9 protein-coding genes are annotated in these 13102 nt (G+C 36.6%); 4 read left to right on the top strand and 5 right to left on the bottom strand.

Going from position 1 to position 13102, the window contains the following annotated elements; genetic code table 11:
* Positions 1 to 71: 71 nt before the first annotated feature.
* From HM987_RS16675 to HM987_RS16660, 4 genes are read right to left on the bottom strand one after another with little or no spacing between them, the layout of a single operon-like run.
* A complete protein-coding gene (locus HM987_RS16675; RefSeq protein ID WP_179009153.1) occupies positions 72 to 3614 on the bottom strand; it encodes an efflux RND transporter permease subunit in 3543 nt (1180 codons plus the stop codon).
* Entirely contained in the window at positions 3607 to 4794 is a 1188-nt protein-coding gene (locus HM987_RS16670; protein ID WP_179009152.1) for an efflux RND transporter periplasmic adaptor subunit, read from the bottom strand. Before HM987_RS16670 ends, HM987_RS16675 begins: the two co-directional genes overlap by 8 nt.
* A 6-nt stretch (positions 4795 to 4800) precedes the next feature.
* Entirely contained in the window at positions 4801 to 6147 is a 1347-nt protein-coding gene (locus HM987_RS16665) for a TolC family protein (protein ID WP_179009151.1), read from the bottom strand.
* Between the two features lie 3 nt (positions 6148 to 6150).
* Positions 6151 to 6753, bottom strand: coding sequence for a TetR/AcrR family transcriptional regulator (locus HM987_RS16660; protein ID WP_179009150.1), 603 nt, complete (start codon positions 6751 to 6753; stop codon positions 6151 to 6153).
* Positions 6754 to 6911: 158 nt separating this feature from the next.
* On the opposite strand from HM987_RS16660, the gene HM987_RS16655 reads away from it, so the two are divergent.
* Together HM987_RS16655 and HM987_RS16650 are read left to right on the top strand one after the other, a co-directional pair.
* The gene (locus HM987_RS16655) at positions 6912 to 7886 is read left to right on the top strand and encodes a polyprenyl synthetase family protein (protein ID WP_179009149.1); all 975 of its coding nucleotides are present in this window, start codon (positions 6912 to 6914) and stop codon (positions 7884 to 7886) included.
* A gap of 3 nt (positions 7887 to 7889) precedes the next feature.
* Positions 7890 to 8243 carry a hypothetical protein gene (locus HM987_RS16650; RefSeq protein WP_179009148.1) on the top strand — a complete coding sequence of 118 codons (354 nt, stop codon included), beginning with the start codon at positions 7890 to 7892 and terminating at the stop codon, positions 8241 to 8243.
* A gap of 38 nt (positions 8244 to 8281) precedes the next feature.
* Here HM987_RS16650 and HM987_RS16645 read toward each other — a convergent pair whose 3' ends face one another.
* On the bottom strand, positions 8282 to 8824 hold the full coding sequence (locus tag HM987_RS16645) for an alpha-ketoglutarate decarboxylase (protein WP_179009147.1): 543 nt from the start codon (positions 8822 to 8824) through the stop codon (positions 8282 to 8284).
* 113 nt (positions 8825 to 8937) lie between these two features.
* Between HM987_RS16645 and HM987_RS16640 the strand changes: the two genes are divergently transcribed.
* A complete protein-coding gene (locus tag HM987_RS16640) occupies positions 8938 to 11697 on the top strand; it encodes a 2-oxoglutarate dehydrogenase E1 component (protein ID WP_179009146.1) in 2760 nt (919 codons plus the stop codon).
* A gap of 46 nt (positions 11698 to 11743) precedes the next feature.
* Entirely contained in the window at positions 11744 to 13009 is a 1266-nt protein-coding gene (odhB, locus tag HM987_RS16635; protein ID WP_179009145.1) for a 2-oxoglutarate dehydrogenase complex dihydrolipoyllysine-residue succinyltransferase, read from the top strand.
* The last annotated feature ends 93 nt before the right edge of the window (positions 13010 to 13102 follow it).

Here is a 13102-nt window from a genome sequence, read left to right as displayed (position 1 = left end):
TATTAGAAATGCAAAAGTAAAAAATCCGAAGTAAAGACTTCGGATTTTTCTATTTAAATAACAAATTATAATTAATTCTCAATTGCAATTGTGGAACTGTCTTCGATTTCGGTAATCGTTTCAGCTTCAGAAGCTCTTAGTGGTTGCGATGTAAATTTCAATCTTATCCACTTTTTAAGTTGTACGCTTAAAAACAATAGAATTGGCACTACTATTAAAGTTAAGAATGTAGCCACAAGTAATCCGTAAATAACGGTCCAAGCTAAAGGTCCCCAAAACACCACATTGTCTCCTCCCATATAAATGTTAGGGTCAAACTCAGCGAAAAGCGTAAAGAAGTTAATATTTAGCCCAATGGCTAAAGGAATAAGACCTAAAATTGTAGTAATGGCCGTTAATAAAACGGGTCTTAAACGTGCCTTACCAGCCTTTACAATACTTTCAAAAAGATCGTCATTGGATAAATACTCATCGTCATCTAAATCGAGTTGATTTTTCTTTCGGTCAATTAAAAGTTGTGCATAATCTAGAAGCACCACACCATTATTTACCACAATTCCGGCTAATGAAATGATACCAACCATCGTCATCATAATAACGAATGCGCTACCCGAAAGGACGATACCACCAAACACACCAATAAAACTCAGGAAAATAGCAATCATTATAATTGCTGGTTTTGAAACCGAGTTAAATTGAAATATAAGAATGAAGAAAATCAGTCCAAGCCCAGTAAAGAAGGCACCCATCAAAAAGGCCATTTGCTTGTTTTGCTCTTCGATCTGACCAGTATAATCAATATGAATATCATCTGGCAAGCCTTCAAAACTTTTCATTTCATTCTGAATCTGTGTCACAATAGCTCCAGCATCAGTATAACCTGGTGCCAATGCAGAATATACGGTAACGACACGTTTGGTGTCTTTATGCTTAATGGCATTAAATCCTGAATTATTTTTATGGTTCGCTACGGCAGATAACGGAATTTCCTTAATCTGGCCTGTATTGTCCCTAAAGGTTATGTTCTGGTTAAATAAGGCGCTCGTATTGTATCTATTGGCTTCATTAAATCGCACATAAATATCAAAATCATCACCAGCTTCCTTGTAAATTCCGGCTTTAGCTCCAAATATTGAATTCCGTAATTGACTACCAATTTGGTTGGCACTAACACCTAATTCGCCTGCTTTTTCTCGGTCAATTTGAACTAGCATGGTCGGCTTGTCCTTATTCACATCTATTTTCAGTTCGTCAATACCAGCCACATTTTTAGAATTGATATACTCACGCATTCTTTCGGCTGTATTAATGAGCTCATTGTAATCATTGCCTTCAATTTCAATATTAATTGGTGAACCAGCAGGTGGTCCGTTCGCATCTTTTTCTACTGAAATTAAAACACCTGGAAAAATACCAACTAAAGCTTCTTGTACTTTTTGACGCAACAATTCACTGTCTTCTCCACGTCTGTATTTGTATTCGCGCATAGACGCTGTGATTTTGGCTTTGTGCGGCATTTCTGCTGCAGAACCCATATCCGTTTGTGGGTTTCCAGCACCTTCACCTACTTGTGAAACTGCACTCTCTACCATGAAGTTTCGGTCGCCATCCATATACTGGCTTTGATTAATGACATCGGAAACCCGCTCTTCAATCTGTTTGGTAATGGCATTGGTTTTTTCTATGGCTGTACCTTCAGGATATTCAATGTACACAATAATCTGGTTGGGCTTATTGTCTGGAAAAAATTCCACTTTTGTACGTTGGGTCGAAAGTGAAATTCCGAAGGCAACAAATGCTGCAATCAGTAATAAAACGGTCCCGATACTTAAAACATAAGGCTTTCTTTTGGTTAATGCCCAACGCAATTGACCCTCATACCAAGATTCTAGTTTTACAAGTGTTTTGTTTTGAAAATTATTAGCCCATTTTCTGATGAAAAAGCGATAAGCCCACATCATAATAGCTGTAAATACCATAATGGTACCCAAGCCTCTGTAGGCGCCACCAAACAATAAGATAAGTAAACCTATAACAGCAACAATTGAGCTGGTTTTAATAATTTGTTTTAAGGGCATGTTCTTGTCTTCAATAGTCATGTAACGCGATACTAAAACCGAATTGAAAAAAATGGCAACGAATAGTGAAGATCCTAAAACAATGGATAAAGTTATAGGCAAAATTTTCATGAATTCACCCATAATTCCAGGCCAAAGTCCTAATGGTACAAAGGCAGCAACCGTAGTTAATGTAGAAATGATGATAGGAAACGCAATTTCCCCAATGCCTTTTTTGGCAGCTTCAATCCGGCTCATGCCTTCCTCTTCCATTAACCTATAGACATTTTCAACTACCACGATACCATTGTCCACCAGCATGCCCAGTCCCATAATCAACCCAAAAAGCACCATGGTATTTAAGCTATAGCCAATAAGACTTAAAATCATTAAAGACATAAACATGGACATTGGTATGGCAAACCCAACGAAAAGGGCGTTTTTAAATCCTAAAAAGAACATTAAAACGGTAACTACCAAAATTACACCAAAGATGATATTGTTTACCAAATCATCCACCTGTCCTATTGTCTTTTCTGATTGGTCGTTAGTTATACTTACTTCAAGATCTGCAGGAAAAACATTGCTAACTGCGTCTTCAACAATGACTTGTATTTGTTCTGCAGCAGCCACCATGTTTTTACCTGCTCGTTTCTTCACATCTAGCATCACTACAGGCTTTCCAGATTTTCTGGCATAGGTTGTATTATCTTCTTCCTCAAAAGAAACAGTTGCCACATCCTTTAGATAGATGGCATTGCCATTTTCTGCTTTAACGACGAAGTTTTCCAATTCTGAAGGCTCATCAATTTCGCCGATAATCCTTATGGTTCTGCGTTGTCCGCTGGTTTTTAAATTTCCTGCGGATTGTGTCACATTCCCATTGCTGATAGCACCAAGAATATCACTAAACGTGACTTTGGCTGCCATCATTTTATAAATATCTACGGCAACTTCAACCTCTTTTTCCTGAGCACCTCTAATATCTGCTTTTTTAATTTCCTGTAAATCCTCAATTTCATCTTGAAGATATTCTGCAAAATCCTTTAATTTTTCAACGGGATAATCGCCGGAAATATTAATGTTGAGAATCGGCATTTCTTCAGAAAGACTCAATTCAAAAACATCTGGTTCTACTTTGGCACCATTGAAGGTTGGCCAATCTTCATTGGATGTTTCTGTATCAATTTCATCTTTTACCTTTTGTAAAGCTTGTTCTACGGTAATGTTTTCATCAAACTCTACAACCAACATCCCATAATCTTCTTGAGAGGTTGAAGTGGTTTCAACCACATTACTCACCGTTTTCAGTTTATCTTCTAAAGGGTCTATGATTAATTTCTCAATGTCCTCGGCCGTATTTCCAGGGTAAACCGTACTCACGTAGATTTTGGTTTCGTTTACCTCAGGGAAATTCTCTCTCGGCATACTAAAGAAGGCAGAAACACCTAAGTAGAAAAAGACAGCAATAAGCACAAACATTGTGGTTTTATTGTTTATTGCCCAAGACGAAAATCCAAATTCTTTTTCGGTATTTTTTTTAGTTTTTTTACTCATTACCTGCTTCTTTATATTTGATAACTTCTACGGATTGTCCATCTTTTACACTTCTTGCACCTTCTTTAATGATTTCGGCACCTTGTTCCAGATTGTTTGTGACTTCTATAATATCGCCTTGCGTTTTGCCTGTTCCAATAATGACACGTTTTGCCGTACCGGCATTTTCGGCATTTTTATTGGAAACTACATAGACATATTGCTCACCTTCAGCATTTTCTGAAATGACACTCTGCGGAATTAAAATCGCATTCTCACTAGTGTAATCGTTAATTTTTAAGCGTGCTGTAAGGTTGGGTTTGATGTCCTTGTCTTTATTAGGCACTTCAATCTCAGCTGTAAAGGTTCGATTGGCAGGATTAATAAAATCACTCACTTGTCGAATTTCTGTATCAATAGTTTTTCCTAATACAGGAAGTTCTACTTGTACTTTTTTACCTTTTACAACATTAGACACATAGCTTTCAGGTACTTCAACTTCAATATACATATCATCAAGGTTAACAATACGCATCAGTGGTGTTTGTCCTGCAGCTACCACGCTTCCCTGTTCCGTAATGACATCGTCGATAGTACCGGAAAAAGGAGCTTTCACTGTAGTTTTGGCTATTTGTTGTTGTAATTGATTAACAGCTTCCTGTTGCGACTCATAGGTTGATTTGGCCTGTAAAAATTGAATTTCACTCCCAATGTTTTGATCCCAAAGACGTTTTTGACGCTCATAAGTCGTTTTTGCTAAATCAGATTGAATTTTTAATTGAGCTATTTGCTGACTTAAACCACCATCATCAATTTTGGCAAGCACTTGCCCTTTTCTTACTTTTTGACCTTCTTTTACATAAACATGAGTTAAAATACCATTATACTCAGGTGTAATAGTTAATAGATTTTTTGTGGTCACATTTCCTTGAAGCTCTAAAACGTGTTCAAATTTTTCAGTTTTAGCTGTAAATGTGGTTATTAATGGTACGTGTTTGGTAGTATCTAAGGTTTTAATTTTCTCATCGAGCATTTTTATTTGCTCGTTCAGGGCTTCTTGTTCATTGACCAATTCGCCACGTTTTTTTCTTATGGTTTCTAAACTATTACTTTCTAACACATTCTCTGTGGAATTTTTCTGTCCGCCTCCACAAGAGGTCAAAAGTAAGGTGATAATAAATATTGAATATATGTTTTTCATGATTGGTTAGTTTAATGTTATGGTATTTAATGCCGTTTCTAAAGCTGCTTTTTTATTAATAACATCAAGCATCGCTTGAAGTAATTCTTGTTGTGCTGTGTATAATTGGGTTTGAGCTTGTCGCAACTCGAAACTAGAACCGATGCCTTCAAAAAATTTGGTTTGATTTTTTGTTTCAATGCGCTCAGCCAATGCTAAATTTTCTTTTTTGTTTTCATAATCCTCAATGGCGAATTGGTAATCGCTTTTGGCTGAAGCAATTTGAAGTTTGATGCGTTGTTCAGTTTCTGTTAATTCGGTTTGCGCTTTTTCAAGATTGATTTTTGCACGTTGGGTCGAAGCGCTTCGCATTCCTGAACTAAATATTGGGATATCGAGGCTTACACCAAATAATGATGAGCCAAACCAATCCTGACTTCTGTCAGCAAATGTAAACTCATCGCTAAAACCGGAATAGCCGCCGTTTATAAATGCATTAAGCGTTGGCAAGGCTTTACTTTTTTCCAGTTTAACCATTAACTCTTTCGCTTTGGTGTCGTTCTGGGCAATTAGGTAATCAATGGTGCTTTCTGGATTGTTTTCTACCTCCAGAATAGCTAATGAAATGTTATCGGCAGTCAAGGTTTCTAGATTGTCCGTTAGAACCAAATCATTGTAAACATCTAACCCCAAATTTATATTGAGCATTTGGTAGGCTAAGGTTTTTAAGCGCTCCACATTGTTCAGGTTGCTTTGCACTCCAGAAAGCGTGATTTGTAATTGCTCCACACTTTCTTCTTCGCCCAAACCGTTCTCATAAATTTTCAGTGTTTCGAACAGATTCTTTTCCAATACTTCAATATTCCTTTGAAAAATTTGGATGCTTTCTTCGGCTAACAAGACGTTACCGTAAGCTTCGATAACCGCTTTTCTTACTTCCCAATCCGTTTTAACTTTAGCATTTTTGGAGATTTCTAAAAACACTTTAGCAGATTGAAGGCCTACTAAATAAGAACCATCAAATATTTTTTGGTTTAAAGTGGCGAAAGCCGTCATATTTTGTTTGGTGCCAAAGACTACTTCTGTAAATTCACCAGGTTGTCCTCCAAAGAACTCTGCGGGAATTACTTGAACTTGCTGTTTTAAAAAGTTTTGATAATCTATACTTGCACTTATTTGAGGCAATCCACTTGCTGTAGTTTCCCATTTCTGTTGTTCTGCAGCATCTATATCGCGTGCTGCATTGATTGCAGTTCGGTTGTACTTTAGTGCATAATCTATAGCTTCTTGTAGTGACAAACTTGTGGGTGTTTCTTGCGAAAACCCTGTTTGAAAAACAATGAAACCTAGTATGAATACGAATGTTTTTTTCATTATTTAATTAAGGTTGGTATGTAATTGTGTTAGTGTTTCTAGTCCTTTTTTAGAGCAAATACCTCTTAAATGGTATTCTAAATAGTTGTTCATAAGCATTAGCATGGGAAATTTTTCGCGAGGAAAAATATCTTGGTCTTTTAAGGACACCATACTGTTAAAATAGAGACGTGCTACAAAATCAATTTCTATGGAATCCCTATAGAGTCCTTGGGCGACACCACGTTCTAAATTTTGAGTTACACAGCCTAGCATCTTTTCAAATTGCTTCGTTTTTAGCGTGGCATAAATCTTCGGATAATATTTTTGAAGCTGGTATTGAGGCGAGGATTTCTCGTCTTTTAGATTATGCATCACAAACTTTTTTATTTCATAAATTTCTTCAATCGGGTTTTTCTCTAATTCGCAAATCCCATCAATACCACAAGAGATATTGTCAAAAACATGCAAGGCAGTTGCTTCAACTAATTTGGTTTTATTCTGAAAATGCTGATAAATGGTTTTTTTGGAAATACCCATTTCATTAGCAATATCATCCATAGTTACGCTCTTAAAGCCTAGGTTTAAGAACAAATCTGTGGATTTTAATATAATTTTATCTTTCATTCTTCTCTTCCGTCTAAGGGGAATTTCTTTTTATCAAGGCGCAAATCTACAACAGGAAACTTTAAAAACCAAAAAAGTTTCCAAAGTTTTAATGTTTTTTTAACACCTTCCTTTTTAGCTTTCAGGATTTATTAAAACAATTAAATTATTTTTGTCCCATGCAACATATTGAACACTACCAAAAATCTTTTCTGAGCTATTTAGAAGGGTTTACTATAAATAAAGAACCCGAAAATCTATACCGTCCCATTAATTATATTCTGGAATTAGGTGGAAAACGCTTAAGACCGATTTTAACGTTGATGACGGCTGAGGTCTTTGGTGGACAAGCTGAAAAAGCCATGGACGCTGCTCTATCTATTGAGGTGTTCCATAATTTTTCGTTGGTACACGATGATATTATGGATGATGCTCCACTGCGCAGAGGTGCGGAAACCGTTCATGAAAAATGGAATTTGAATACAGGCATTCTTTCAGGCGATGCCATGTTGATTATGGCCTACCAACTGTTTGAGAATTATGAGGCTAAAACATTTCAGGATTTAGCAAAACTATTCAGTAAAACCGCTTTAGAGGTTTGTGAAGGTCAGCAGTATGATATTGATTTTGAAACACGTGATGATGTTACGATTTCTGAATATCTTAAAATGATTGAATATAAAACAGCAGTTCTGGTTGGTGCTGCCATTAAAATGGGTGCGATTGTCGCAAAGGCTTCGGATGAAGACCAAAATTCTATTTATGAATTCGGACGACTTTTAGGAATTGCTTTCCAATTACAAGACGATTATTTGGATGCTTTTGGAAATCCTGAAACTTTTGGAAAGCAAGTAGGTGGCGATATTATTGAAAACAAGAAAACGTATTTATATTTAAAGACTTTGGAATTAGGTTCTAATGAAGACCGCTTGAATTTAAGGACTTTTATGTCTAATTCAGAGCTTCCCAATGCCAATAAAGTAGAAAAGGTAAGGGAATTATTTACAAATTCTGGGGCTGCAGAAGCCACTCAAAATGCGGTAAAAGATTATACCAACAAAGCCTTTGAAGTATTAGAAGCTATAGATATACCTGATGATAAAAAACAATCCCTCAGATTATTTGGCGAGCAATTAATGAACAGACGTGTTTGATTTATGAGCTTACCATCAAATTTTAAAGATTTAATTGCTGAGGCAGAAGGCTTAAATCTATACAAAAAACTTATCATTCAATTGAATAAGGATTTGCTCTATGCAAACATCGATTTAGAACTTGACCACGAAACTTTGCCAACGAGTTTGAAATTGGTGCTTCATGAAACCGTTTTTCATCTCATTCAATCGAAATTTTCAGAGTATCTCAACCTACTTTATATCGTCGATGTTTCAGAACTTAAAATTAAAAAATTAGATGGTAACGATACCTTACAGCTTTCAGAGGAAGTGACCTTTTTAATTTTGCAGCGGGAATGGCAGAAGGTTTGGTATAAAAATAATATCCCTTCTTAGGACGTACCACTTAGAAGGCGTGGAACATCCTTTCTTTATTAAAACCAAAACCGCACAAAAGGCATCCAAGCTTCAGCATAAATACTTTTGTCTCTATCATACAATACGTCATATCTAATTCCAATCGTCACATTTCTACTCGTGTATCCCGCTCCTAAGAATAGCGCTGGATACCAATAATTGTCATCTACATTATTTACAAATCGTTCATCAAAATTCCGGCTAACGTTTAACTGTTCAAACTCCGCAGAGATCTGTAATTCTCGATACGGGTTTATTAAACCAAGAACACTTCCGCCTAAAACAGTAGATTTAAAAAAATCTTTTTGTGAACTATACGAAAAGTTGAGTCCAACTCCTGTAGCTACATAAGGATTGAATCTGTAAATGGCATTAGGAGAAATAGCGCCACTAAAAAAGCCATCTCCAAAGCTTAGGCCAAGTCCTCCACCGAATTGCACATTTTTCCAAAAAGTGTTCTTATCCGATTGATTTTGTGAAAATGATAAAGTGATAAAAAGGCAGATGAAAATCGTAGAAATAATACTTTTTTTGATGCGAATTGCGTTAGAATATGTCATATTGAAAATTGTTTTTTCTAATTGTTATAAATATAATAAATCCTGAACTATATTTACTAAATGTTGTATTTTTGCCCAAATTATGTTGAAACGACAACGTCTCAAAAATTATAATGGATAAATATTCCTTTCTCAACGCAGCACATACAGCATACTTTGCTGATTTATATGACCAATACCTCAAAAACCCAGATTCTGTAGAGCCAAGCTGGCGTGCCTTTTTTCAAGGTTACGATTTTGGATCAGAAAATTATGGTTTAGACGGTGAAATTGTTGAAGGTGTTTCTGCACAGATACCAGAACAGGTTCAAAAAGAATTTCAGGTTTTAAAACTTATTGATGGTTACAGAAGTAGAGGGCATTTGTTTACAAAAACAAATCCAGTTAGGGCACGACGTAAATATGCGCCGACTTTAGAAATCGAAAACTTCGGACTTTCAAAAAATGATTTGCAAACCGTTTTCTCGGCTGGTGAAGTTCTTGGGTTGGGTTCTTCAGCTACTTTGCAAAATATTATAGACCATTTAGAAAAAATATATTGCGAGTCTATTGGTATAGAGTACATGTACATTAGACAGCCGGAAGAAATTGATTGGATTCAAAATAAACTTAATGTTAATGACAATCATGCAAAGTTTACTGACGAGGGAAAGAAAAAAATCTTAAGAAAATTAAATGAAGCGGTTTCTTTCGAAAACTTTTTACATACTAAATATGTAGGTCAAAAACGATTTTCTCTTGAAGGAGGAGAGGCGTTGATTCCTGCCTTAGATGCTTTGATTGAAAATGCTGCAGAACATGGTGTGAAAGAATTTGTCATGGGAATGGCACATCGTGGTCGCCTTAGTACATTGACTAACATCTTTGGCAAGTCAGCAAAAGATATTTTTAGCGAATTTGATGGTAAGGATTATGAGCAAGAAGTATTTGATGGTGATGTAAAATACCATTTAGGTTGGACCAGCGATCGTGTAACTGACAATGGTAAAAAAATAAATATAAATATCGCTCCAAATCCTTCGCATTTAGAAACAGTTGGTGCCGTTGTAGAAGGTATTACAAGAGCGAAGCAAGACGATAAATATCCAGATAATCCATCGCAAGTATTGCCTATTGTTGTGCATGGCGATGCTGCTATTGCAGGCCAGGGAATAGTTTATGAAGTTGTACAAATGGCAAAATTGGAGGGTTATAAAACCAACGGAACCATTCATATCGTGGTGAATAACCAGATTGGCTTTACGACTAATTATCTAGATGCACGTTCTAGTACATATTGCACCGATGTTGGTAAAGTAACATTGTCTCCCGTTTTGCATGTAAATGCAGACGATGCCGAAGCCGTAGTGCATGCTACATTATTTGCATTGCATTTTAGAATGAAATTTAAGCGCGATGTATTCATTGATATGCTAGGCTATAGAAAATATGGGCATAATGAAGGGGATGAGCCTAAATTTACGCAACCGTTGTTGTACAAAGCTATTGCAAAACATAGTAACCCAAGGGATATATATGCAGAGCGCTTATTGAAAGAAGGCGTTATTGATAAAGGTTTTGTCTCTAAAATTGAAAAAGAATACAAGGATAAACTTGAAGAAAAACTTGAGGATTCACGTAAGGTAGAGAAAACGGAAATCACACCATTTATGCAAAATGAATGGGTAAACTTTAAGACGGCAGAAGAGGATAAAATGATGAAGCCTGTCGACACAACTTATCCTAAAGCTAAGCTGGAAAAAATCACAAAGGCCATTTCTAATCTTCCAGAGGACAAAAAATTTATAAGAAAGATTCAACGTTTAGTGGAGTCGAGGCAAACGATGTTTGATGAAGATAAATTGGATTGGGCCATGGCAGAGCATTTGGCTTATGGTTCAATTTTATTAGAAGGAAATGACGTTCGTATGTCTGGGCAAGATGTTGAAAGAGGTACCTTTTCGCATCGTCATGGCGTTGTTAAAGTTGAAGATAGTGAAGAAGAAATTGTACTTCATAATCATATAAGTGATAAACAAGGTCGATTTTTTATTTATAATTCTTTGCTGTCAGAATATGGTGTCGTGGGATTTGATTACGGTTATGCCATGGCAAGCCCAATAACATTGACCATTTGGGAAGCACAGTTTGGTGATTTCAGTAATGGTGCGCAAATCATGTTGGATCAATATATTTCTGCGGCGGAAGATAAATGGAAGCTTCAGAACGGATTGGTGATGTTGTTGCCTCATGGCTACGAAGGCCAAGGCGCAGAACACTCTTCGGCACGTATGGAACGTTATTTACAACTCTGTGCAAAAGACAATATGTTTGTTGCCGACTGTACGACGCCTGCCAACATGTTTCATTTATTGAGACGACAAATGAAAGCCGATTACAGAAAACCGCTAATTGTATTCACACCAAAGAGTTTGTTACGTCATCCAAAAGTGGTTTCAACGGTTGAAGAATTCGCAAATGGAAGTTTCCAAATGCTTATTGATGATGCTAATGCCAAGGTAGATAAAGTAAAAACTTTAGTCTTTTTGACCGGTAAGTTTTATTATGATTTATTGGAAGAACAAGAAAAATTAGGTAGAGACGATGTTGCTTTGGTAAGAATTGAACAATTGTTTCCATTACCAGCAGAAGATATTAGAGCGGTTATCAAAAAATATAAAAATGCAGACGATATTGTTTGGGCTCAGGAAGAACCAAGAAATATGGGAGCTTACAGTTACTTGTTACTAAATTTAGATGAAGCCAAACAGTTTAGAGCTGCTAGCAGAAGGCCGTATGGTGCTCCAGCAGCTGGTAGTTCGGTCCGTTCAAAAATGAGGCATCAACAAGTTATAGATTACGTTTTTGATAAAACCAAAAACAACCAGAGATAAAGAGAATTAACATAGCGCAAATTAGAGCTTAATAAAATAACAAAGCATGATTTTAGAAATGAAAGTGCCTTCGCCAGGCGAGTCAATTACTGAGGTAGAAATAGCAGAATGGTTAGTGCAAGATGGTGATTACGTAGAAAAAGACCAAGCCATTGCGGAAGTAGATAGTGATAAAGCAACTTTAGAGCTGCCTGCAGAAGCAAGTGGAACAATTACGTTGAAAGCAGAAGAAGGCGATGCTGTTGAAGTAGGCGCGGTTGTATGCTTAATTGATACCAGCGCTGCAAAACCAGAAGGAAAAGATGACGCTCCATCAACTTACGAAGGAGGAGATGAAGGCGGAAATTCAGAAAACGTCGCGGATAACTTAAAGAAAGAACAAGAGCAGGCGCCAAATACAGGTGAAAAAGCGCCTAATCCTGCTGAGAAAACCTATGCTTCAGGTGCTGCGAGTCCTGCTGCGAAAAAGATTCTTGCTGAGAAAGATATGGATGCCTCAACCATTAAGGGAACAGGTAAAGATGGCAGAATCACAAAAGATGATGCTGTAAAAGCGGTACCATCCATGGGAACTCCAACTGGTGGTAACAGAGGCAGTACAAGTAGTAAAATGTCCATGTTGCGTCGTAAAGTAGCTGAACGTTTAGTTGAAGCTAAGAATACGACAGCGATGTTAACCACTTTTAATGAGGTTAATATGACACCTATTTTTGAATTACGTAAGCAATACAAAGAAGATTTTAAAGCTAAGCATGGCGTAAGTCTTGGATTTATGAGTTTCTTTTCTTTAGCTGTTGTGCGTGCACTGAAAATGTATCCAGCTGTGAACTCAATGATAGACGGAAAGGAAATGCTGACTTACGATTTTGTTGATATTAGTATTGCAGTTTCTGGTCCAAAAGGATTAATGGTGCCAGTGATTAGAAATGCAGAAAACCTATCGTTTAGAGGTATTGAATCTGAAGTAAAACGTTTGGCCATTAGAGCCAGAGAAGGTCAGATTACTGTAGATGAAATGACAGGTGGTACGTTTACCATTACCAATGGAGGCGTATTTGGTAGTATGTTATCCACTCCAATCATTAATCCACCGCAAAGTGGTATTTTAGGAATGCATAATATTATTGAGCGACCGATAGCTGTAGATGGTAAGGTTGAAATCCACCCAATGATGTATGTGGCTTTGTCTTACGATCATAGAATTATTGACGGCAAAGAATCTGTTGGATTCTTAGTCGCTATAAAAGAAGCTTTAGAAAGTCCGGAAGAATTGTTGATGGATAATAATGTGATGAAGGCTTTAGAATTATAAGATTGACTTACTTTAAACAAAAAAGCGCAATTCCATTGGAGTTGCGCTTTTTTTTTCTCCTAACTAACAAGAGATGAACTAACTAATAACTAA

It is taken from the genome of Winogradskyella forsetii, assembly GCF_013394595.1.
Lineage (GTDB): Bacteria > Bacteroidota > Bacteroidia > Flavobacteriales > Flavobacteriaceae > Winogradskyella > Winogradskyella forsetii.
Note: the sequence above shows the minus strand (reverse complement) of the source record. Positions and strands in the feature narration are given on the sequence as shown.

What these genes read in the sequence shown, in the direction of transcription:
- HM987_RS16675 (WP_179009153.1), bottom strand. Translation starts at nt 3,614, where the DNA reads ATGAGTAAAAAAACTAAAAAAAATACCGAAAAAGAATTTGGATTTTCG.
- HM987_RS16670 (WP_179009152.1), bottom strand. Translation starts at nt 4,794, where the DNA reads ATGAAAAACATATATTCAATATTTATTATCACCTTACTTTTGACCTCT.
- HM987_RS16665 (WP_179009151.1), bottom strand. Translation starts at nt 6,147, where the DNA reads ATGAAAAAAACATTCGTATTCATACTAGGTTTCATTGTTTTTCAAACA.
- HM987_RS16660 (WP_179009150.1), bottom strand. Translation starts at nt 6,753, where the DNA reads ATGAAAGATAAAATTATATTAAAATCCACAGATTTGTTCTTAAACCTA.
- HM987_RS16655 (WP_179009149.1), top strand. Translation starts at nt 6,912, where the DNA reads ATGCAACATATTGAACACTACCAAAAATCTTTTCTGAGCTATTTAGAA.
- HM987_RS16650 (WP_179009148.1), top strand. Translation starts at nt 7,890, where the DNA reads ATGAGCTTACCATCAAATTTTAAAGATTTAATTGCTGAGGCAGAAGGC.
- HM987_RS16645 (WP_179009147.1), bottom strand. Translation starts at nt 8,824, where the DNA reads ATGACATATTCTAACGCAATTCGCATCAAAAAAAGTATTATTTCTACG.
- HM987_RS16640 (WP_179009146.1), top strand. Translation starts at nt 8,938, where the DNA reads ATGGATAAATATTCCTTTCTCAACGCAGCACATACAGCATACTTTGCT.
- odhB (WP_179009145.1), top strand. Translation starts at nt 11,744, where the DNA reads ATGATTTTAGAAATGAAAGTGCCTTCGCCAGGCGAGTCAATTACTGAG.